Annotated in this window: 21 protein-coding genes; 14 read left to right on the top strand and 7 right to left on the bottom strand. The window is 62.4% G+C overall.

Annotated features, from left to right (window positions below):
- Positions 1-422 precede the first annotated feature (422 nt).
- Positions 423-671, bottom strand: coding sequence for a hypothetical protein (locus tag AC3WWH_RS32480; RefSeq protein ID WP_492377529.1), 249 nt, complete (start codon positions 669-671; stop codon positions 423-425).
- Between the two features lie 318 nt (positions 672-989).
- Between AC3WWH_RS32480 and AC3WWH_RS32475 the strand changes: the two genes are divergently transcribed.
- Positions 990-2,630, top strand: coding sequence for an AMP-binding protein (locus tag AC3WWH_RS32475; RefSeq protein WP_057254782.1), 1,641 nt, complete (start codon positions 990-992; stop codon positions 2,628-2,630).
- 36 nt (positions 2,631-2,666) lie between these two features.
- Here AC3WWH_RS32475 and AC3WWH_RS32470 read toward each other — a convergent pair whose 3' ends face one another.
- On the bottom strand, positions 2,667-3,941 hold the full coding sequence (locus tag AC3WWH_RS32470; RefSeq protein ID WP_057254783.1) for a GNAT family N-acetyltransferase: 1,275 nt from the start codon (positions 3,939-3,941) through the stop codon (positions 2,667-2,669).
- Positions 3,938-5,329 (bottom strand): oligosaccharide flippase family protein, encoded by a 1,392-nt coding sequence (locus tag AC3WWH_RS32465; RefSeq protein ID WP_058323916.1) that lies wholly within the window; start codon positions 5,327-5,329, stop codon positions 3,938-3,940. Before AC3WWH_RS32465 ends, AC3WWH_RS32470 begins: the two co-directional genes overlap by 4 nt.
- A gap of 127 nt (positions 5,330-5,456) precedes the next feature.
- Between AC3WWH_RS32465 and AC3WWH_RS32460 the strand changes: the two genes are divergently transcribed.
- On the top strand, positions 5,457-5,690 hold the full coding sequence (locus AC3WWH_RS32460; protein ID WP_057254785.1) for a hypothetical protein: 234 nt from the start codon (positions 5,457-5,459) through the stop codon (positions 5,688-5,690).
- A 114-nt stretch (positions 5,691-5,804) separates the two neighbouring features.
- Here the strand turns inward: AC3WWH_RS32460 and secA are convergent, their stop codons facing one another.
- Complete coding sequence (gene secA / locus AC3WWH_RS32455) at positions 5,805-8,519, bottom strand: preprotein translocase subunit SecA (RefSeq protein ID WP_058323917.1); 2,715 nt, start codon at positions 8,517-8,519, stop codon at positions 5,805-5,807.
- Positions 8,520-8,762: 243 nt separating this feature from the next.
- Between secA and AC3WWH_RS32450 the strand changes: the two genes are divergently transcribed.
- The 6 genes from AC3WWH_RS32450 (at position 8,763) to AC3WWH_RS32425 (ending at position 13,108) form a co-directional block, all read left to right on the top strand.
- Entirely contained in the window at positions 8,763-9,620 is an 858-nt protein-coding gene (locus tag AC3WWH_RS32450) for a peptidylprolyl isomerase (protein WP_058323918.1), read from the top strand.
- Positions 9,621-9,839: 219 nt separating this feature from the next.
- Positions 9,840-11,081, top strand: a complete 1,242-nt coding sequence (argJ, locus tag AC3WWH_RS32445; RefSeq protein ID WP_058323919.1) for a bifunctional glutamate N-acetyltransferase/amino-acid acetyltransferase ArgJ — start codon at positions 9,840-9,842, stop codon at positions 11,079-11,081.
- 58 nt (positions 11,082-11,139) lie between these two features.
- Positions 11,140-11,955, top strand: coding sequence for a GNAT family N-acetyltransferase (locus tag AC3WWH_RS32440; protein ID WP_057254789.1), 816 nt, complete (start codon positions 11,140-11,142; stop codon positions 11,953-11,955).
- A 4-nt stretch (positions 11,956-11,959) separates the two neighbouring features.
- A complete protein-coding gene (gene mutT, locus AC3WWH_RS32435; protein ID WP_057254790.1) occupies positions 11,960-12,373 on the top strand; it encodes an 8-oxo-dGTP diphosphatase MutT in 414 nt (137 codons plus the stop codon).
- 179 nt (positions 12,374-12,552) lie between these two features.
- Positions 12,553-12,873 carry a hypothetical protein gene (locus AC3WWH_RS32430; protein WP_057254791.1) on the top strand — a complete coding sequence of 107 codons (321 nt, stop codon included), beginning with the start codon at positions 12,553-12,555 and terminating at the stop codon, positions 12,871-12,873.
- A 67-nt stretch (positions 12,874-12,940) separates the two neighbouring features.
- The gene (locus tag AC3WWH_RS32425; protein ID WP_082616149.1) at positions 12,941-13,108 is read left to right on the top strand and encodes a Flp family type IVb pilin; all 168 of its coding nucleotides are present in this window, start codon (positions 12,941-12,943) and stop codon (positions 13,106-13,108) included.
- A gap of 26 nt (positions 13,109-13,134) precedes the next feature.
- Here AC3WWH_RS32425 and AC3WWH_RS32420 read toward each other — a convergent pair whose 3' ends face one another.
- The gene (locus AC3WWH_RS32420) at positions 13,135-14,013 is read right to left on the bottom strand and encodes a methyltransferase domain-containing protein (RefSeq protein WP_057254792.1); all 879 of its coding nucleotides are present in this window, start codon (positions 14,011-14,013) and stop codon (positions 13,135-13,137) included.
- A gap of 58 nt (positions 14,014-14,071) precedes the next feature.
- Here AC3WWH_RS32420 and AC3WWH_RS32415 point away from each other — a divergent pair, with 58 nt between their 5' ends.
- The 5 genes from AC3WWH_RS32415 (at position 14,072) to AC3WWH_RS32395 (ending at position 17,179) form a co-directional block, all read left to right on the top strand.
- A complete protein-coding gene (locus AC3WWH_RS32415; protein ID WP_057254793.1) occupies positions 14,072-14,848 on the top strand; it encodes a ComF family protein in 777 nt (258 codons plus the stop codon).
- Positions 14,849-14,895: 47 nt separating this feature from the next.
- On the top strand, positions 14,896-15,153 hold the full coding sequence (gene grxC, locus AC3WWH_RS32410; RefSeq protein ID WP_057254794.1) for a glutaredoxin 3: 258 nt from the start codon (positions 14,896-14,898) through the stop codon (positions 15,151-15,153).
- Positions 15,154-15,224: 71 nt separating this feature from the next.
- A complete protein-coding gene (locus AC3WWH_RS32405) occupies positions 15,225-16,082 on the top strand; it encodes a carbon-nitrogen hydrolase family protein (protein WP_058323920.1) in 858 nt (285 codons plus the stop codon).
- Entirely contained in the window at positions 16,079-16,507 is a 429-nt protein-coding gene (locus tag AC3WWH_RS32400; RefSeq protein WP_058323921.1) for a DUF1178 family protein, read from the top strand. The genes AC3WWH_RS32405 and AC3WWH_RS32400 overlap by 4 nt, the downstream gene beginning before the upstream one ends.
- A 105-nt stretch (positions 16,508-16,612) precedes the next feature.
- Positions 16,613-17,179, top strand: coding sequence for a GNAT family N-acetyltransferase (locus AC3WWH_RS32395; RefSeq protein WP_113399262.1), 567 nt, complete (start codon positions 16,613-16,615; stop codon positions 17,177-17,179).
- Between the two features lie 26 nt (positions 17,180-17,205).
- Here AC3WWH_RS32395 and ubiG read toward each other — a convergent pair whose 3' ends face one another.
- Positions 17,206-17,952: a bifunctional 2-polyprenyl-6-hydroxyphenol methylase/3-demethylubiquinol 3-O-methyltransferase UbiG gene (ubiG, locus tag AC3WWH_RS32390; protein ID WP_058323923.1), complete on the bottom strand. Its 747-nt coding sequence runs from the start codon at positions 17,950-17,952 to the stop codon at positions 17,206-17,208.
- A gap of 113 nt (positions 17,953-18,065) precedes the next feature.
- Entirely contained in the window at positions 18,066-18,617 is a 552-nt protein-coding gene (locus tag AC3WWH_RS32385) for a dihydrofolate reductase family protein (RefSeq protein ID WP_058323924.1), read from the bottom strand.
- A gap of 141 nt (positions 18,618-18,758) precedes the next feature.
- Here AC3WWH_RS32385 and AC3WWH_RS32380 point away from each other — a divergent pair, with 141 nt between their 5' ends.
- The gene (locus AC3WWH_RS32380; protein WP_082641077.1) at positions 18,759-19,286 is read left to right on the top strand and encodes an SAM-dependent methyltransferase; all 528 of its coding nucleotides are present in this window, start codon (positions 18,759-18,761) and stop codon (positions 19,284-19,286) included.
- Positions 19,287-19,336 lie beyond the last annotated feature (50 nt).

Here is a 19,336-nt window from a genome sequence, read left to right as displayed (position 1 = left end):
TCACACCGCGCCACTTGGCGTATTCAGAACCGCCGGGGCTCTAGTCGCTGCTGGGTGAAAGTTCCGTGGCAGGTCAGCCGCCCTAAACTCCTCAGCGTTGCTGTGATGTTCAAGCGCTCTCCAGAGGCCCTGTATTTGGTCGTCAAGCTCCAACAGACAGCGCGCTGTTTGCTCGTCCATGCATCCCTCCTGTCCTGCCGCGGTCTTCGCCACAACTAGGGCGAGACGATAGCGGGTATGCATCTGCACGAAAATAGGAAGGATAGCGTGGGACGTCCGCCGTGATCGCGAATCCACGTCTTAAACGGCTGGACACTCTTGAGGAAAGCATAGTGGAAAAGCTGGACGGGCGAGTGTCCAGCTTTCTCGTAAGACTTTGATTTCCGCCACTTTAGGTGGCCCGCCTCGGGATGCCACTTTTGCTATGACAGCGCTCTCGGATGTTTCGAAGGCGTGCCGCCATACTTGAAGCTTTTGCTGCACCCTGGGTGCGCGTCAAGGTGCTCGAAGTGCGCAGGGTTCCCATCGCCTTCTTTGTGTGCGCGGACTGCGCCATGGCATTCACAGCATCGCAACTTCCTGCCGCTGAATGATGCGAGCGCCTCGTCGATCGTAATCTCGACCCACGTCCTGTTTGCCCAAAGTTCGCAACGATCCGATGCAACCGCCATCCATTTCCTCCCTAAGTTGGATGCGTCACTTTCGCGTTTCTACCGTCATTTGCAACAGATCCGTGGGGCATGGCCGAGAGAAAACATAACAAATCGGAACCCGGTCGCTATGTCCCGCAAAGCAGCAATTATCTGAATTTGTGCCCTTACCTCGCTCCGGCATGGGGCACCATCACACCACCCGAATTCACCGACATCATCCCCGACCGATGTTTCCGGCTTGGACGCGCCTTGGCCCGTGCTTGCCGCACCGGTCATTGAACTGGCGCTTGGGAAAGTGTTAGGTGCGCTGCAGCAGAAATCTGTCATGGCAGTGTCATGTTACCGAGAATCGAGACTTACGACGAACTCTATCGCGCCTTCCAATGGCAGATCCCGGAGAGGTTCAACATCGGCGTTGCCGTCAGCGACGCCTGGGCGGCGCGTGAGCCGGAGCGCGTCTGTCTCCAGCACTTCGATTCCGATGGCGCGCATCGGGCGCTGACCTATGGCGAATTTGCCCGACAATCCTCTGCCTTCGCGCAAGGGCTCGTGGGCGAGGGCATTGCGCCGGGCGAACGTGTCGCAATTCTCCTGCCGCAGGGCTTCGAAACGGCGATTGCCCATGCGGCGATCTACAAGCACGGCGCGATCGCCTTGCCGCTTGCATTGCTCTTCGGCGTCGAAGCGCTCGAGTACCGGCTGCGTGACGCCGGCGTCGCGGCGGTTGTTACCAACGGTTTCGGCTTCGAGCGCATCGCCGCGATTCGGGACCGGCTGCCGGAACTGCGCCTCGTCGTGCTGGCGGAAGATCAGCCGCAGCCGGGGACGATCGCCTTTTCATCACTCGCATCCGGCGACCCCGAAGGCTTTGTGCCGGTGGATACGGGCCCGGACGATCCGGCGCTGATGATCTACACCTCGGGCACCACGGGGCCGCCGAAGGGGGCGCTGCACGGGCACCGGGTGCTGCTCGGCCATCTGCCGGGCTTCGAGTTTCATCATCATTTCCTGCCGCAACCCGGCGACCGCATGTGGACGCCGGCGGACTGGGCCTGGGCGGGAGGGCTGCTCAACGCGCTCTTGCCGTCGCTGCTTAACGGTGTGCCTGTCGTGTCATCGCCGGCGCAGAAGTTCGATCCGCATACCGCCTTTCGCATCCTGGAAGAGATGGACGTTCGCAACGCCTTCATTCCGCCAACGGCGCTCCGGCTGATGAAGGCGGTTGAGAAGCCGCGCGAGCGCTATCGCCTCAACCTCCGGACCATCGGTTCTGCCGGGGAATCTCTCGGTCGCGAGACCTATGAATGGGCAAAGGCGGCGCTCGGCCTCGAAGTGAGTGAGTTCTACGGCCAGACCGAGTGCAACATCGTCATCTCCTCGGCCGCCGATCTCGGCGTCGTCAAGCCTGGATCGATGGGCAAGGCGGCACCGGGCCACCGGGTGGCGATCATCGACGCCGAAGGTCATGAACTGCCGGCCGGAAGCGTCGGCCAGGTGGCGGTCAAGCGCCCGGATCCGGTGATGTTCCTCGGCTATTGGGGCAACGAGGCGGCGACGGAGAAGAAGTTCATCGGTGACTGGATGACGACGGGCGACCAGGGCGTGATGGACGAGGAGGGCTATTTCACCTTCTTCGGCCGGGACGATGACGTCATCACCTCGTCGGGTTACCGCATCGGCCCCGGCGAGATCGAGGATTGCCTTGCCGGTCATCCGGATGTGCAACTCGCCGCTGCCGTCGGCAAGCCGGATCCCGTCCGCACCGAGATCGTCAAGGCCTATGTCGTCCTGCGGCCCGGCGTGGTTGGTGACGAGCGTGTCGCCACGTCCGTTCGCGAGTGGGTGAAGACGCGGCTGTCGATGCACGAATATCCGCGCGAGATCGCCTTCGTCGATAGCCTGCCGCTGACGACTTCGGGCAAGGTTATCAGACGGTTCCTGCGCGAACAGGCAATAGCGGAGGCGCGCGGCAAGTGATGTCGCGAACGTCCCGCGGTGCCCAAGCGGACCTCTCTAGCGCCCGGCCAGCGCCTTGATCTTGTCACGCAGGATCCGCGCCATGTTGCGGGTGTTGCGGTAGAGGTGGAGCTGGGCTGCGACCTGGCGCACTTCGCGGTCGCGGGTTTGCTGCAGGCCGATCACCAGCGTGCCCATTTCCTCGCGCTCCTGCCAGAACCGGCTCATGACCGGGTGATCCGGCACGGCGCAGGAATCGGAGCGGGCGATGTTGGCATCGTCGAGGTGCCATTCCGTCAGTTCCGCCAGCAGCAGCTTGCCCGGGGAGAACTTGGCATAGCGCTCGTCGTACGCGGTCTTCCAGGTGTAGGCCTCGCCCGACATCAGGAACACCACCATGGATGCGATCGCCCTTCCGTCGAGGTCGAGCGTGTGGATGCGCACACTGTCGCCGTCGGCAAGATTGGTGATCGCCTCGCGGGCAAAGGCCGCACGGAAGCGATCGAGCACCATGGCGCTGCGGCCCTTTCCCTTCCATCCCGATGCTTCGAGCGCCAGGAATTCCTCCATGCGCAAGCGGACTTCGGCGGGTTGGCGGGCGACCGAATAGGTGAGCGCGCCTTCTTTTGCGAGGTTGTTCCACTGCCGCCGCAGCTCGCGGAAATGCGCTGGGCTGATGGCGTTGCGCAGATAGGTCGGACCGTCGAGCAGGCTTTCGAGCATGGGGCGGCTGAAGGTGTCGGTCACCGTCAGCGGCAGGTTGCGGCCGATGGCGACGGCGCGGGTGAGGCGGGCGACCTTGCCGTTGAGGCGCATGTCGGGAAGGACGAGCACCGAGGGCAGGCCGGTCGAGGGCGCGGTAAAGGCTTCGAACAGGTTGTCGATGGTTTCTGCAGCGTCTTCAGCGTCAAGCAGCGGGACGCCGAGCGGACCGAAGGGGTTCGACCAGGCGCGGATGATCGGTGCGCCGATCGAGAAGCCGGGCTTTTCGATCGAGAACGGCATGAGAAACCGCAGGCGGCTGCGACGCTCGTCGTTGTCGCGCATGATGGCGAGCCGGATCACCCGTTCTTCGAGGCGGGGCATCGCCGGTGCAAGGAAGCGGCCGGTGAAGAAGACGTTCGGCTCCAGTGCCCGGTTCGACAGGAAGTCGAGCTCGCGCTGCAACTCGTAGCCGGCCTTGGCCGGGTAGATGGCGAGATGGCGTCCAGGGCGGCCGACCTCGATCAAATGCTCCGCGGTCGGGCCCGCATCGCCAGGCTGTGCCAGCCCGCCAAGGACCCGGGCGGCCCGACTGTTTGCATCGCTCGGAAGATTGGTATTGCCGATCATGGATGGACAGCCCCGTTGTTATCATTGCCGGCCCGCACGCTCGCGAAGGCGAAGAGCGCGAAGCCGAAGGTACGCCGGACGGCGATATGCAGCAACATCGCCTCGAAGAACATTGCACCTGCGGTTGCAAGAGCAGCGCCGGTCAGTCCGAGGAGAGGGATGAGGCTCAGGTTGAGTGCGATGTTGGCCACCAGCGCGCCGGCGTAGAGGATCACGCAGAGCGTCTGCTGGCCCGCCATCGTCAGAAGCGTTTCCGCCGGGCCGACGAAGGCCTTGGCGAGAATGCCGCCAAAGAGGATCATCATCAAGGGCATGCCGGTGACGAAGGCCGGCCCGAAAAGCGAAAGCAGGAAGGGGCCCGCCAGCAGCACCAGCGCGCCGACCAGGAGCGACGGCCAGAAGGCCCAACGCGCGCTTTCGATCGCGATGCCCGCGAGCTGCCTGCGGTCACGGGCCATGGCGTTCGAAACGCGTGGGCCCGTTGCCGCCTTGACGGCGAACATGACGAAGTGCACCAGCGCCATGGTCTTGGCGGCTGCGAAGTAGATCGCGACGTCCTCGGGATCGAGATAGAGGCCGACGATCACGACGTCGGAATTGGTCAGCAGGAAGCCGAAGCCATCGACCAGGAAGATGGGGATCGAAACCCGGAGCCAGCGGCCAAGCTCGATCCGCCGCGGCCCTTCCACATAGCGCGAGCGGAGACGATAGGTCAGCACGAGGAACTGCGAGACGGTTGTGACATAGGCGGCCGCCATGGCCGCGACCATGGCCGTTTGCGCCGTGTGGGGCGCGCCTGCCGTGACTGCCAGCACCATGAATGCCAGCACCAGCAGGGGGCGGATGATGAAAGTGGGGCTCAGGGCGGAGAGCGCCCAGCCATGGGCCCGCGAGGTTCCGTCCATCACGTCGCCAAGGGCGATCATCGGCAGGGTGAAGAGGCCGAGATAGAGCGGCACGAGGTAATAGGCGTCGATGTGCGCCGAAAAGAGCCAGAGGCCGAGCAGACCGACGACGGCGACCGTGGTGGCGGAGGTGAGGGCGAAAACGCGCACTGTCGTCGTTACGCCACGAATCTCGTCGAGCGCCGCAGTCGCCTGATACTCCGGCAGGAAACGGATCACGACGGAATGGAAACCGACGCAGGAGAGGCTGCCGAAGAGGATCACCAGCACCCAGACGAAGACGAAGATGCCGTATTCGAACTCGCCCATCATCCGGGCGAGGATGATCTGCGACAGAAAGGCGATGGCGGCGCTGAAAATGCGAACCGCGAAGGCGACGAGCGCCATCCGGCGGGCCGTGTTCTTCATGTCGGTGCCGGTCAGAATAGCGGCAACTGCGCCGATCAGCGCGGACAGGCGGTGTCTCAGCGCCGACGGCAGCATTCGTCCGGCCGTTTGACATACCGCCATGAACACGAGAACACCCTGAGATTACGCAATACAGGGCTTCAGTACTGCCAGAACAGCGTTAACAAACGGTTCAGCGCGGTTGTATTGGCGGGACGAGGCAATGCCGAAAAGCGACAGTGAGCGAGAACGGATGATGCGGGCGAAATCCATCGGCTGGCGCATGGTCGGCTGTCTCGAGGAGACCGGCATTGAACGGCTCGCTGATCTGAAGGCGGCGAATGCGGAAGACATCGCCTTCCGCATCGACACCACGCTCGGCCGCCGCCACATCAACAACACGGGCATTCGCGCGCTCGAAAACCTGATCACCTACGCCAAGTCGTTCGATCGCTAGAGCATCCCGCGCGCTCCAGGAAGCGCGCTACCGGAAACGAAAATGCCGCCCGAAGGCGGCATTTCCTGTAAGGAACCCGGGAGCGGAGAAACCCGCACTTTTATCCTGCGTCTCTTATGCCTCGTAGATGCCGTGGCAGTGCTTGTACTTCTTGCCGGAGCCGCAGGGGCAGAGTTCGTTGCGCGAGACCTTGCCCCAGCTCGACGGATCGCTCGCATCGCGCTGCACGGGGGCCGTGGCCAGAAGCGTTCCACCGTCGCCACCAAAGTCGTCTTCGCCCGTCAACGGGTCGATATGGTGGCCGTGCATGACCGGCGGTGCCGGCTGCGGCGCTTCGGCTGCTTCGCGCACCAGTTCGACGCGCATGAGTTGTGCGGTTACCGCCTGGCGCAGGTTGCCGAGCAGGGCCTGGAACAGTTCGAAAGCCTCGGACTTGTATTCCTGCAGCGGGTCACGCTGTGCGTAGCCGCGGAAGCCGATGACCGAGCGCAGGTGATCGAGGTTGACGATATGCTCGCGCCAGAGATGGTCGAGCGTCTGCAGCACGACGGAGCGCTCGACATACTGCATGATCTCCGGACCGAAACGTTCCGCGCGATCTGCGGCTTCCTTCTCGGCGGCGGTGGTGACGCGTTCGAGGATATCGGCCTCGTCGATGCCTTCTTCGGCCGCCCATTCGACGACCGGCAGATCGAGATTGAGGTATTGCTGCACGTCGGCCCTGAGGCCCTCGACGTCCCACTGCTCGGCATAGGCCTTCGCTGGAATGCGCTTGCCGACCATGTCCTCGATGACCTCGGTGCGCATGTCGGTCACGGTTTCGGTGACGCTTTCGGCATCCATCAGCTCGATACGCTGCTCGAAGATCACCTTGCGCTGGTCGTTGAGCACGTCGTCGTATTTCAGGAGGTTCTTACGGATGTCAAAGTTGCGCGCTTCGACCTTCTTCTGTGCGCGCTCGAGCGCCTTGTTGATCCAGGGATGGACGATCGCTTCGCCTTCCTTGAGACCCAGCTTCTGCAGCATGCTGTCCATGCGGTCAGAGCCGAAGATGCGCATCAGGTCGTCCTGAAGCGACAGGTAGAACTTGGAGCGGCCCGGGTCGCCCTGACGGCCGGAACGGCCGCGAAGCTGGTTGTCGATGCGGCGGCTTTCGTGACGTTCGGTCGCGAGAACGTAGAGGCCTCCGGCAGCGAGCGCCTGCTCTTTCAGCTTCTGCACTTCGGCGCGGATCGCCTCGATGCGCTGGTCGCGCTCCGGGCCGGGCTCGATTTCCGAGAGTTCCTGCTGGATGCGCATGTCGATGTTGCCGCCGAGCTGGATGTCGGTACCGCGGCCGGCCATGTTGGTGGCGATCGTGACCGCGCCCGGCACGCCGGCCTGGGCGACGATGAAGGCTTCCTGCTCGTGGTAGCGCGCGTTCAGCACCTGGAAGTTCGCAAAGCCGGACTTCTTCAGGAGGTCGGCAAGCTGTTCGGACTTTTCGATCGAGGTCGTTCCGACCAGCATCGGCTGGCCACGCTCGTGCGCCGACTTGATCTCGTCGATGATCGCCTTCAGCTTTTCGCCTTGCGTACGATAGACCTCGTCGTCCTCGTCGATACGCTTGATCGGCAGGTTGGTCGGCACTTCGATCACTTCGAGGCCGTAGATGTTGCCGAACTCTTCCGCTTCGGTGGAGGCCGTACCGGTCATGCCGCCAAGCTTGGAATACATGCGGAAGTAGTTCTGGAAGGTGATCGAGGCGAGCGTCTGGTTCTCAGGCTGGATCTGCACCTTTTCCTTGGCTTCGAGCGCCTGGTGCTGGCCTTCGGAATAGCGCCGTCCCGGCATCATGCGGCCGGTGAACTCGTCGATGATGACGATCTCGCCGTTGCGAACGATATAGTCCTTGTCGCGCTGGAACAGCTTGTGGGCCTTGAGCGCGTTGTTGACGTGGTGGACGATCGCGACGTTTTCGATGTCGTAGAGCGATTCACCCTTGAGAAGACCCGCCTCGCGCAGAAGGTTTTCGAGCTTCTCCGTGCCGTCTTCCGAAAAGTTGGCCGAGCGCTGCTTCTCGTCGATTTCGTAATCCTCGGCCGAAAGCAGCGGAATGAACTCGTTGATCGTGTTGTAGAGATCCGAGCGGTCGTCGAGCGGGCCGGAGATGATCAGCGGCGTGCGCGCTTCGTCGACGAGGATCGAGTCCACTTCGTCGACGATCGCGAAGAAGTGGCCGCGCTGGACCATCTGGCCGCGCTCGTACTTCATGTTGTCGCGCAGGTAGTCGAAGCCGAGTTCGTTGTTGGTCGCGTAGGTGATGTCGCAGGCGTAGGCGTCGCGGCGCTGCTCGTCGGTGAGACCGTGGACGATGACGCCCGTCGTCATGCCGAGGAAGCTGTAGACGCGGCCCATGGTGCCGGCGTCGCGCTGGGCGAGGTAGTCGTTGACGGTAACGACATGTACGCCTTTGCTGGCGAGTGCATTCAGATAGACCGGAAGCGTCGCGACGAGGGTTTTGCCTTCACCGGTTTTCATTTCGGCGATCGCGCGCTCGTGCAGGATCATGCCGCCGATGAGCTGAACGTCGAAGGGACGCAGGCCGAGCACGCGGCGGGCGGCTTCGCGAGCAACAGCAAAAGCCGGTACCAGCAGGTCATCGAGCGTCTTGCCGTCGGCGAATTGCTGGCGGAATTCCACGGTCTTGGCGGCGAGTGCCTCATCCGACAAAGCCTTCGTTTCGGCTTCAAGTGCGTTGATGGCGTCCACCCGAGCCTTGTAGCCGCGCACGCGACGTTCATTGGCGGAACCAAACAACTTGCGGGCTAGGCCGCCGAGACTGACCATACGAATGGTCCTTTCTTTTTTGTTGCCTTAGGTCTCATGGCCGCGCCGCGAAAACCGCGCAATGCCGTGAAACGCCCGGAAACTGTTCTGGACGCGAGGTTGCGTGACAGATAAGAGGGGGGTCGAATTATGTCAACGCACTTGCACTGCCGGACGGCTACAGAACCGCCACATTCTGGTGGTGTGCAGCCGCTACAAGTCGCAGGTAATTGCGCCGAAGGCTAATGTGAAAGGTTAGTGAGCATGTCCAAGTTGAAAACCCTGGCCGCCGCGGCACTGGTTGCGGCGATGGCCGTTCATGGTGGCGCGCGCGCGGAAGACGCCGATCCGGTGATCGCCAAGGTTGGCGGCGAGGAAGTGCGCCAGTCCGAGCTCACGCTGGCGCTGGGCGGTCTCGACCCGCAGCTGCAGCAGATGCCGGAGGAGCAGAAGCGCGCCGCCGCCCTCTCGGCGATCATCGACGTCAAGCTCCTTTCGAAGACTGCCGAAAAGGAAGGCCTGCAGGATGATGCGGCCTTCAAGCAGCGCGTCGCCTACCTGACCGAGCGCGAACTGCACAATGCCTACTTCAAGAAGCATGTCGTCGACGCCATCACCAAGGAAGAGGTGAAGGCGCGCTACGACAAGGAGATCGCCGCGATCCCGGTGCAGGAAGAGGTGAAGGCACGCCACATCCTGGTCAAGACCGAGGATGAGGCCAAGGAAATCATCAAGGAACTCGACGCCGGCAAGAGCTTCGTCGATCTCGCCAAGGCGAAGTCGACCGATCCGAACAAGGACGACGGCGGCGACCTCGGCTACTTCACCAAGGGCCGCATGGTGCCGGAATTCGATACAGCTGTCTTCGCACTCGACAAGGGTGCCTACACCAAGACTCCGGTCAAGACCCAGTTCGGCTTCCACGTGATCCTGGTCGAAGACAAGCGCCCGCAGGCCCCGCCGCCGCTGGAGCAGGTCGAGCCGCAGGTTCGTCAGCTTGTCATGCGTGACAAATACGTTGAGCTGCTTGCTGCCGCCAAAAAGGACGCAGGCGTCGAGATTTCCGATCCCGCTTTGAAGAAGGCCTATGACGAGGCCAACAAGGCGCAGGAAGCCAAGTAATTTCGATTGGCAGGCCCTGCCGCTCGCGGGACCTGCCATCACCGCTTTTTGTCGATGCCCGGCGGTGAAAACCGTTCGGGCATTTGTCGCAAGATAGATCTGGAGCAGCTTCGGTTGTAAACCGCTCCAGGTCTTTGTTCTTACGCATTTCCTGACGGAAAACCGCTACGCACTTTTCCTGGAAATGCTTTGGCCCCAACACGTCACAGCAGGTTTCCCATGTCCGGCTCCGTTTCTCCGCTTGCTCCGAAAACCTTCGCCGAAATGCCTTCCGTCCGCGGTGTCCGCATGGCGACCGCTGCCGCCGGCATCAAGTACAAGAACCGTACCGACGTGCTGATGATGGTGTTCGACAAGCCGGCCGCTGCAGCCGGTGTTTTCACCCGCTCCAAGTGCCCGTCTGCTCCTGTTGATTTCTGCCGCCAGAACCTTGCCGGCGGCATCGCGCGCGCTGTCGTCGTCAACTCCGGCAACGCCAATGCCTTCACCGGCAAGAAGGGACGCGAAGCCACGGAATTGACTGCAAAGTCTGCGGCGAAGGCAGTCGGCTGTGCGGAGAGCGAAGTGTTCCTCGCTTCGACCGGCGTCATCGGCGAACCGCTGGATGCGACCAAGTTTGCGGGCGTGCTCGACGATCTGGCCGTTGCCGGCAAGGAAGATTTCTGGTTCGAAGCCGCCAAGGCGATCATGACGACGGATACCTATCCGAAGGTTGCGACCCGCATGGCCGAAATCGGTGGCGTCAAGGTCACGATCAACGGTATTGCCAAGGGCGCCGGCATGATCGCGCCCGACATGGCAACGATGCTCTCCTTCGTGGTCACCGATGCAGACATCGCGCCGGCCGCACTGCAGGCTCTGCTTTCCGCGGGCGTCGGCCCGACCTTCAATTCGGTCACGGTCGACAGCGACACGTCGACCTCCGACACGCTGATGCTTTTTGCAACGGGTGCGGCGGCAGCCGACGGGCAGCCGGCAATCTCCGACGCGGCCGATGCGCGCCTCGACGCCTTCCGCGTCGCGCTCAACGACCTGCTGCGCGATCTGGCGCTCCAGGTGGTGCGCGATGGTGAAGGCGCGCGCAAGATGGTCGAAGTCACCGTCGAAGGTGCTGAAAACGACGCAGCCGCCAAGCGCATCGCGCTCTCGATCGCCAATTCGCCGCTGGTGAAGACGGCGGTTGCTGGCGAAGACGCCAATTGGGGCCGCGTGGTCATGGCCGTCGGCAAATCAGGCGAGATGGCGGAACGCGATCGGTTGGCGATCTGGTTCGGCGATGTGCGGGTGGCCGTCGAAGGCGAGCGCGATCCGACCTATTCGGAAGCGGCTGCCACTGCCGTCATGAAGGCCGAGGACATCACCATCCGCGTCGATATCGGCCTCGGCTCCGGTCGCGCCACGGTCTATACCTGCGACCTTACGAAGGAATATGTCGAGATCAACGGCGATTACCGCAGCTGAGGCTCCGGTCGAGCGATCGTAAGCAGTCTGGTATCCCGGACTGGCGAGAGGTAGCAAAATGACATCGAGTGATGCTCGGCCGGCGGGCAACGTCGCGGCCGAAGGTGGGGAAGTGGTAATGGTGGATCTTCCGAGCGTGCGCCGTCTCGAGGCCGTGGGCTTCCGGGCCTGGCCGGCAGCATCGGTGCACTATGACGGCAGCTGGCTGATCCGGCTCAACGCGGGCCATGATTCCAAGCGTCTCAACTCCGTCAACCCGCTCGATCCATCCGACTATCGCGATATTCCAGTGCGCCTTGAAAAGGCGGCCAGGCGCTTTGCGGACTATGGCCGGCCCCTGACCGTGCGCCAGACGCCGCTGACGCCGCCGCAACTCGTTGCCCATATGGATGCCGAAGGCTGGACGGCATTCAGCCGCAGCCTGGTGATGACGGCCGATCTTGCCGAGCGTGAATTCGGCGACGGCATCGATCACCTGCCGATCAAGGACGTCGGTCGCTTCGTCGATGCCTGTATCGGCATCGCCAAGGGCGATCCGAAGAGGAAGGCGGCGCTTACCGAGATCATCAATGCGATCAAGCCGGAAAGCGGCCTCTTCCTGTTTGAAGATGCCGAGACCGGGCCGACCGCCGTGGCACTCGTCGTGCAGGACAACGACCTCGCCGGCATCATGCAGTTTGCCGTGGACGAGCGGGTTCGCGGGAAGGGTGTCGGCAAGGCGATGCTCGATGTCTGCCTGCGCTGGGCGCGGCTGCGGGGAGCAAAAAAGGCCTGGCTGCAGGTCGAGGCGGAAAACAGCGCGGCGCTGGCGCTTTATCGCGGTGCCGGTTTCTCCGAGGTCTACAGCTACATCTACAGAACGCCGGGGGCTTGAGGCCATGAATGTCAGCGGAAAGAAGATCGTCCTCGTCGCCGCCTGCGCCCTGGTCGACAGCGACGGCCGCATTCTGCTGGCGCAACGGCCGGAAGGAAAGTCGCTTGCGGGTCTTTGGGAGTTTCCGGGCGGCAAGGTCGAAGCCGGCGAGACGCCCGAGGAAACCCTGATCCGTGAGTTGGACGAGGAACTCGGCATCCGCACCAAGGTCGCGTGCCTCGCGCCACTGACCTTCGCCAGCCACACCTATGAGGACTTCCATCTGCTGATGCCGCTCTATGTCTGCCGGCGCTACGAAGGGGTGGCGACCGGACGCGAGGGCCAAGCGATCAAATGGGTCAGGCCAAAGGCCCTGCGCGACTACCCGATGCCGCCGGCTGACGAGCCGTTGATACCATTTCTTATGGATTTGCTCTGAACCTACCCGAAATCTGATTGATTATTAATCGATCGTTTATCTCCCTCGCGCAAAGATAGCTCAATTCATTTTCGGTACGCATTGTTGGTGAACGGCGTACTGATTTCAGGCAGTGCGGTGGAACCAAGCTTGGGAAGGGCGCTTGCGTTCGCCGTGCTTTGTGCGTTTGTGAGGCTGGGATGGTGGACGACGATTTCTGGAGCACGGTTCAGGAAAAGGATCTGGTGACTAATCAGTCCCGCCGGACGGGTGTGCTCAATCTGTCCCTGCTGTTTGGAACGGCAGTGATCGCGCTGACGCTGATCCTGACGCCGATGCTGTCTTCGAAGAACGACAGGCGCATCATGGCCAATACGCCCGTCGACTACGACAATATTTCCACCGGCTCCATCCCCTCGAGCGGGACCACCAAGCGCTATACGGTACGGCGTAGCGTGCTGCAGGAGATGCCCGGTGCGGTCTGCATCATCGATGCGGACGGTCGCAAGAGCGGGTGCTGACCCGAACGCCTCCGGTTTTCGGCTGCTGCCGCACGTTTCGGACTGAACACGAACCGGACTGGGGAGCATGGAAAAGCTGAAACGCCTGTTTCGCGATAGAAGCGCTGGTATCGCAATCGAGTACGCGCTCATCGCCGCCATCGTCTCCCTGAGCGTGATCCTCGGGGCCGAACAGATCGGCAACGTCCTCTCAGCCGTCTACAACTCCGTCGCGACGGCTTTTCAGGGGGCCTGAGTTCGGGGCAAGCACGACCGCCCTTGTTAAAGCGGTTGTTCCTTGGTGCCGAGCGCTGTCGACAGCCGCTGCTTCGCGGAGCCCGGTTTCAACGGCTTCTGCTGGCTTTCATGCGGCGCCCATCCGGACAGATAGATCACCGAGAATGTCGCGCGGACGCGGCCGTCCGGATCGGAGAAGCGTTCGGCATAGATTTCCGCGGCCCGCAGGAAGAAGCGACGCGAAACGGGCAGGCGGCTTCGGGCAGTGAGCGGGCTGGCCATGCCCATGGCGCGCAAGTCGCGCATCAGCGCAAACAGTGAATCGTAACGCACCGTATAGGTTTCGGTGTCCGTGACCGGCAGCGCGAAGCCGGCGCGTTGCAGCAGCGCGCCCACATCGCGGACATCGGCGAAGGGGATGACCCGCGGACTGGCTCCGCCCGTCAATTCCGCCTCGGCGGCTAGGAGCGCTTCGCGCAATTCCTGCAGCGTACCGCTGCCCGGGATGGCGGCGAGAAAAAGCCCGTCGGGCTTCAGCGCCCGACGAACCTGGATGAAGGCGCCCGGCGTGTCGTTGGTCAGGTGTAGGGAGAGTGGCGAAACCACCAGGTTAAAGCTTTCCGGTTCGCCCGGAACCTCTTCAAGCGAGGCGATCGTTACCGGTGCTTGCGCAGAACCAAATCGCGCATCCGTTTCCACGCGCTCGACGGCACCGACCTTGCCCGTTGCCATGAGATGGTGGGCCGTTTGCCCGGTGTAGCCGTGCAACTCCAGCGCGCGATCGAAGTGACGTTCGACCACGCTGACGCGTTCGGCGAGTTCCTGGGCGACGATATCGAGAAGGAAACCGGCCTTCGGATCGGCGTTTCTGAGCGCCCTTGCCCGATGTGCCTCGACGAGGCTCTGGTCAAAGATTTTTTCCACGATACTGTCTCCGCAAGCTGGCCAGCAAAAAGACCTTCGGAGGTTCAAAGTCAACAGCATGGCATGGGAGAGACCGCTGTTTCCGGAGGAAGGGTGGGGGCGGGTGCTGCGGGGGCTCGTCTCCGGGGCGGTCGATCTCGTCTATCCGCCGGTCTGCTGCGGTTGCGGCCGGATGGTGGGCAGTCATCGCGCGGTTTGCGCGCCTTGCTGGTCGACGCTGCCGCTGATCGAGCGCCCTTTTTGCGATATTCTCGGGACGCCGTTCTCGGTCGACCATGGGCCGGGCTCGGTTTCGCCCGAAGCCATTGCCAATCCGCCGGCCTTCGACCGTCTGCGGTCGGTGGCAATCCATGAGGGCATTGCCCGCGATCTGGTGCACGGGCTGAAATATCGCGATCGCACCGATCTTGCGCCGATGATGGCGGAATGGATGATCCGGGCGAGTGACGGTGCGGTCGCCTCGGCCGATGCGATCATCCCGGTGCCATTGCATGCCTTTCGGCTCTGGAGGCGTCGGTTCAACCAATCGGCGGAACTGGCACGGGCCATCGCGCAGCTCTCCGGCAGGCCCTATCAACCCGATGTGCTCAAGCGTATCCGACGCACAAGCCGGCAGGTGGGCCTTGCTAGGCAAGCACGTGAGGACAATGTGCGCGGTGCCTTCGCGGTCTCGGAAGGCGGCAAGGCGGGTCTCCGTGGGAACAGCGTGGTTCTCGTCGACGATGTATATACGACCGGTGCAACCGTCTCCGCAGCGACCCGTGCGCTGAAGCGGGCGGGAGCCGGGCCGGTCACGGTTTTGACCTTTGCAAGAGCTATATCCGGTCTTATATGACAATCAGTTGTCCGGCACGGTGGCCGGTGAAGGAGCGATTGAGGATCATGGCTTCAGTGGTCATTTATACGCGTCAGTTCTGCGGTTATTGTTCGGCGGCCAAGAAACTATTGGAAACCAAGGGCGTGCCCTTTCTCGAACATGACGCAACCTATGATCCGAAGGTGCGGCAGGTGATGATCGAAAAGGCCCATGGCGGCTCGACCTTCCCGCAGATCTTCATCAACGACATTCATGTCGGCGGCTGTGACGATCTGCACGCGCTGGAACGCGCCGGCAAACTCGATGCGCTGCTGGCGGCCTGAGGCGGATCTGACGTTTCGCACATCGCCAACGCGAGGCTGTGTTGGTCGCGTGGACCAGGAGTAGAACGACGATGACCTTCAAGGCTGCAGCCATTCAGATGTGCTCCGGCGTCGATCCGCTAGACAACGCGGAGACGATGGTTCGGCTGGTGCGCGAGGCAGCGGCTCAAGGGGCGATTTATGTCCAGACGCCGGAAATGACCGGCGCGCTCCAGCGGGACCGGGCGGGCTTGCGCTCGATCCTGAAAGATGAGGCGAGCGACATCATTGCCGGTGCAGCGGCAAAGCTCGCCGGTGAACTCGGGATCTATCTCCATGTCGGCTCGACGCCGATCGCGCTTGCTGACGGCAAGATCGCCAATCGCGGCCTCTTGTTCGGACCCGATGGTCAAAAGATCTGCGACTATGACAAGATCCACATGTTCGATGTTGACCTCGACAATGGCGAAAGCTGGCGAGAAAGTGCTGCCTATCAGCCCGGCAGCACGGCACGCATTGCCGATCTCGAGTTTGGCAAGCTTGGTTTCACCATCTGCTACGACGTACGCTTCCCGGAGCTCTTCCGGCAACAGGCGGTCGCCGGCGCCGAGATCATGTCGGTTCCCGCCGCCTTCACGCGCCAGACCGGCGAGGCGCATTGGGAAATCCTCCTTCGCGCCCGTGCGATCGAGAACGGTCTCTTCGTCATCGCCGCGGCGCAAGGTGGCACGCATGAGGACGGGCGCGAGACCTTCGGCCATTCGATGATCGTCGATCCCTGGGGCAGGGTGCTTGCTTCGGCCGGACTGAGCGGCGAGGCGATCGTGCTTGCCGAAATTGATGTCGCCGCCGTGCATGCGGCACGCGCCAAGATACCGAACCTGAAGAACGCCCGCAGTTTCGTGCTCGATGAAGTGGTGCCAACCGGGAAGGGAGGCGTTGCCGCTTGATCCGCTATACAATTTCCTGCGACAACGGCCACGCCTTCGAAGGCTGGTTTTCGTCGAGTGACGATTTCGACCGCCAGGTCGACCGCAAGCTGGTTTCCTGTCCCACCTGCAATTCAACATCCGTTGCCAAGCAACTGATGGCGCCTTCGGTCGCGACCGCGCGCAAGAAGGAAGCAACACGGGCGGTGATTATGGATCAGGCGCAGAAGGAAACGGTCGCCAAGATCCGCGAACTGGTGAAGACCGTGCGCGAGAACGCCGAAGATGTCGGCGAGCGTTTCCCAGAAGAGGCGCGCAAGATCCACTACGGCGAAGCGGAGGAACGTGGCCTGATCGGCAAGGCGACGGCGGAAGAGGCCGTGGCGCTGCTTGAGGAAGGAATTGCGGTCGCGCCGCTGCCGATCTTGCCTGACGAGGTCAACTGACGCGCGGTCTATTGGCGCCTCGGGTTCGCGTTATTTGTTGCCGGCCCCTTAAAAACAACGTCTTGCTTCCCACTTCGCGGCTTCGCAATGGGAGATTTTTCAGCCATGACATTGTCCGGGCTTCGCATTTCCACCGATCGCCTCGTCATCCGGCCATTCGTGCCCGACGATTTTGCCGCCTTCTTCGCCTATCACCGGCTGCCGGACGTCTATCGCTATCTCTATCAAGAACCGCTGGACGAGACGGCTGCGCGGGTGAAGTTCGCCAAGGCTTCAGCGCCGCAACTTGCTGACGACGGGGATGTCGCGGTGTTCGCGGTCGAACGCCAGGAGGATGGCGCTCTGATTGGCGAGGTGCTGCTGAAGCTCGCAAGCCGGGCGGCCGAGCAGGCGGAGACCGGCTACATCTTCAATCCGGCATTCGCCGGCAAGGGCTATGCCACCGAGGCGATGCGCGCCATTCTCGATCTCGGCTTTTCGACGCTGCACTTCCACCGGATTTTTGCCCGGCTCGATGCGCTGAACAAGGGATCGGTCGGTGTCGTCGAACGTCTCGGCATGCGCCGCGAAGCGCATCTGATCGAGAATGACCGGTTCAACGGCGCCTGGGGCGACGAACTCGTCTATGCGCTGCTGAAACGAGAATGGCAGGCCAAGTCTGAGATCGGCTGAGTCCGCAGACGAGCCGGCCAGCGGCGTTACAGCGGACGCTTTGCGACGAGCATGTAGTTGACGTCCATATCCTTGGACAGGTTCCACTGATTGGCGAGCGGATTGAAGAAGACGCCGGTGCGTTCAGTGACTTCGAGACCGCTCGCCGAGAGCGGCTTTTCCAGTTCTTCCGGGCGCACCAGCTTTTCATACTGGTGGGTGCCGCGCGGCAGCCAACGCAGCACGTTTTCGGCGGCGAAGATGGCAAGGGCTGCTGCCTTCATGGTGCGGTTGATCGTGGCGACGAACATCAGACCGCCAGGTCGAACCATATGGGCACAGGTGGTCACGAAGAAATCGACGTCGGCGACGTGCTCGACCACTTCCATATTGAGCACGATGTCAAAACTCTCGCCGGCTTCGGCGAGCGCTTCCGCGGTCACAGCGCGATAGTCGACCGCCACGCCGCTCCCGGCCGCATGTGTCTTGGCGATGCCGATGTTTTTCTCTGAGGCGTCGGCGCCGAGGACGTCTGCACCCATGCGCGCCATCGGCTCGGACAGGAGGCCGCCGCCGCAGCCGATATCGAGCAGCCGCAGACCTTTCAGCGGTTGCGGGCCCTTGGGATCGCGACCCAAATGTTCGGCCACCTTGTCGCGAATGTAGGCAAGGCGAACGGGATTGAACTTGTGCAGCGGCCGGAACTTGCCGGTCGGGTCCCACCACTCCGCAGCCATGGCGGAGAACCGGTCTACCTCGCTCTGGTCGATCGTCGTGCGTGCGGTCTCGCTCATGTCGCCGTCTCCTTGCATCGTCTCTGGTGAAGTCGGACGATCGGGCAGGGAAGTCAAGAGCCGACGCTGGGCCAGATGGGCGCAGGTCAGGCGGGCGCGTTGTTCTACCTGCTCTATTGCGCATCCGCCTGCGGCTGGTAGTGCAGGATGACCACGCCCGATTTCAGTGGGCGAGCGTGGGTCAATTTGAGTTCCGTTCGCTTCAACCCCGGCTTGAACAGGGGCACGCCGTTGCCCAGAAGCACCGGATTGATGCCGAGACGATACTCATCGACGAGGCCCTTCGCGATCAGCCCTGCTGCGAAGTCCGCACTGCCGAAAACGAAGATCGTGCCGCCATCGCGTTGCTTCAGCCGTTCGACTGCCTTGGCGGCGTCGCCGGTCAAGAGTGTCGTCCTGTGCCAATCGGCGGATGTCAGCGTGCGCGAGAAGACGAACTTCTCGACGCCGTTCATGAAGGTGGCGATGTTACCTTCGGCGGACGGCCAATAGGCCGCCATCATTTCATAGGTCACGCGGCCGAAGAGCAAAGTGTCCGCTTCGAGTTGCGTTTCGCCGATATAGGCGGCGAGTTCGTCCTCGAAGACGAACCAACCGATGTCATGCCCCGGTGCTTCGAAGAAGCCGTCGACGCTGACCATGTCCCACATGATGACCCTGCGCATTGTCTCTCTCCCGTTGCTGCATGTCCTGGCATGGGGAAGATTGGCAAAACTGATATAGTTTTGCAAGTGGTTTATCTTTCGAACCAGATTGATTCGCGGCATGGCTCTTCGCCGTGCTAGCATTCTTAGGATCTGCGGCGGATGGGGGAATTCATGGCGCTTGGCAGGATCGATTGGGCAGTCGCTGTCGTTGCGCCGAAGCCTTCTGATCAGCTGCTCGAAATCGGCTGCGGTCACGGCGTTGCAGTGACCAAGGTTTGCGAGCGGCTTGTCGACGGGGGGATTGTAGCCATCGATCGATCGGCCACCATGGTCGCGGCGGCAATGCGCCGAAATGCTGCACACCTTGCTGCCGGGCGGGCCATCGTGCAGGTCGCGGACCTTCGCTCACTCGATCTGGATCATCGCCGCTTCGACGAGGTGTTTGCGATCCGCGTCGGCGTCTTTACGCGGGGCGATCCCACGCGTGAGTTTGCTGCGCTGGTACGGCTGTTGAAGCCGGAAGGGCGCCTCTTTCTCTTTCACGACGAGCCGTCCACGGGTGCGGATGAGGTTGGCGCGCGGATCGAAGCGGCAGTTCTTCGCCATCGGTGGAACGTCGAGGCTCGGTCGACGCACGTCTTCGACGGCGGCGAGGTCGCCTGCGTGATCGCCCGGCCGCCTTCCTAGCTACGATGCAGAAGGTGACGCCCGCTCATCGCGGGCGTCACGGGTGCCAT

Source organism: Ensifer sp. EB106-03-01-XG145 (assembly GCF_058792075.1).
This window is presented reverse-complemented; position numbering and strand designations above follow the sequence as displayed.

Excerpts from the sequence above, each read along its gene's own strand:
- AC3WWH_RS32380 (WP_082641077.1), top strand. The coding sequence starts at position 18,759 with ATGGGGGAATTCATGGCGCTTGGCAGGATCGATTGGGCAGTCGCTGTC.
- argJ (WP_058323919.1), top strand. The coding sequence starts at position 9,840 with ATGTCCGGCTCCGTTTCTCCGCTTGCTCCGAAAACCTTCGCCGAAATG.
- mutT (WP_057254790.1), top strand. The coding sequence starts at position 11,960 with ATGAATGTCAGCGGAAAGAAGATCGTCCTCGTCGCCGCCTGCGCCCTG.
- ubiG (WP_058323923.1), bottom strand. The coding sequence starts at position 17,952 with ATGAGCGAGACCGCACGCACGACGATCGACCAGAGCGAGGTAGACCGG.
- AC3WWH_RS32470 (WP_057254783.1), bottom strand. The coding sequence starts at position 3,941 with ATGATCGGCAATACCAATCTTCCGAGCGATGCAAACAGTCGGGCCGCC.
- AC3WWH_RS32460 (WP_057254785.1), top strand. The coding sequence starts at position 5,457 with ATGCCGAAAAGCGACAGTGAGCGAGAACGGATGATGCGGGCGAAATCC.
- AC3WWH_RS32440 (WP_057254789.1), top strand. The coding sequence starts at position 11,140 with ATGACATCGAGTGATGCTCGGCCGGCGGGCAACGTCGCGGCCGAAGGT.
- grxC (WP_057254794.1), top strand. The coding sequence starts at position 14,896 with ATGGCTTCAGTGGTCATTTATACGCGTCAGTTCTGCGGTTATTGTTCG.
- AC3WWH_RS32425 (WP_082616149.1), top strand. The coding sequence starts at position 12,941 with ATGGAAAAGCTGAAACGCCTGTTTCGCGATAGAAGCGCTGGTATCGCA.
- secA (WP_058323917.1), bottom strand. The coding sequence starts at position 8,519 with ATGGTCAGTCTCGGCGGCCTAGCCCGCAAGTTGTTTGGTTCCGCCAAT.
- AC3WWH_RS32430 (WP_057254791.1), top strand. The coding sequence starts at position 12,553 with ATGGTGGACGACGATTTCTGGAGCACGGTTCAGGAAAAGGATCTGGTG.
- AC3WWH_RS32475 (WP_057254782.1), top strand. The coding sequence starts at position 990 with ATGTTACCGAGAATCGAGACTTACGACGAACTCTATCGCGCCTTCCAA.
- AC3WWH_RS32405 (WP_058323920.1), top strand. The coding sequence starts at position 15,225 with ATGACCTTCAAGGCTGCAGCCATTCAGATGTGCTCCGGCGTCGATCCG.
- AC3WWH_RS32415 (WP_057254793.1), top strand. The coding sequence starts at position 14,072 with ATGGCATGGGAGAGACCGCTGTTTCCGGAGGAAGGGTGGGGGCGGGTG.
- AC3WWH_RS32465 (WP_058323916.1), bottom strand. The coding sequence starts at position 5,329 with ATGCTGCCGTCGGCGCTGAGACACCGCCTGTCCGCGCTGATCGGCGCA.
- AC3WWH_RS32480 (WP_492377529.1), bottom strand. The coding sequence starts at position 671 with ATGGCGGTTGCATCGGATCGTTGCGAACTTTGGGCAAACAGGACGTGG.
- AC3WWH_RS32395 (WP_113399262.1), top strand. The coding sequence starts at position 16,613 with ATGACATTGTCCGGGCTTCGCATTTCCACCGATCGCCTCGTCATCCGG.
- AC3WWH_RS32450 (WP_058323918.1), top strand. The coding sequence starts at position 8,763 with ATGTCCAAGTTGAAAACCCTGGCCGCCGCGGCACTGGTTGCGGCGATG.
- AC3WWH_RS32385 (WP_058323924.1), bottom strand. The coding sequence starts at position 18,617 with ATGCGCAGGGTCATCATGTGGGACATGGTCAGCGTCGACGGCTTCTTC.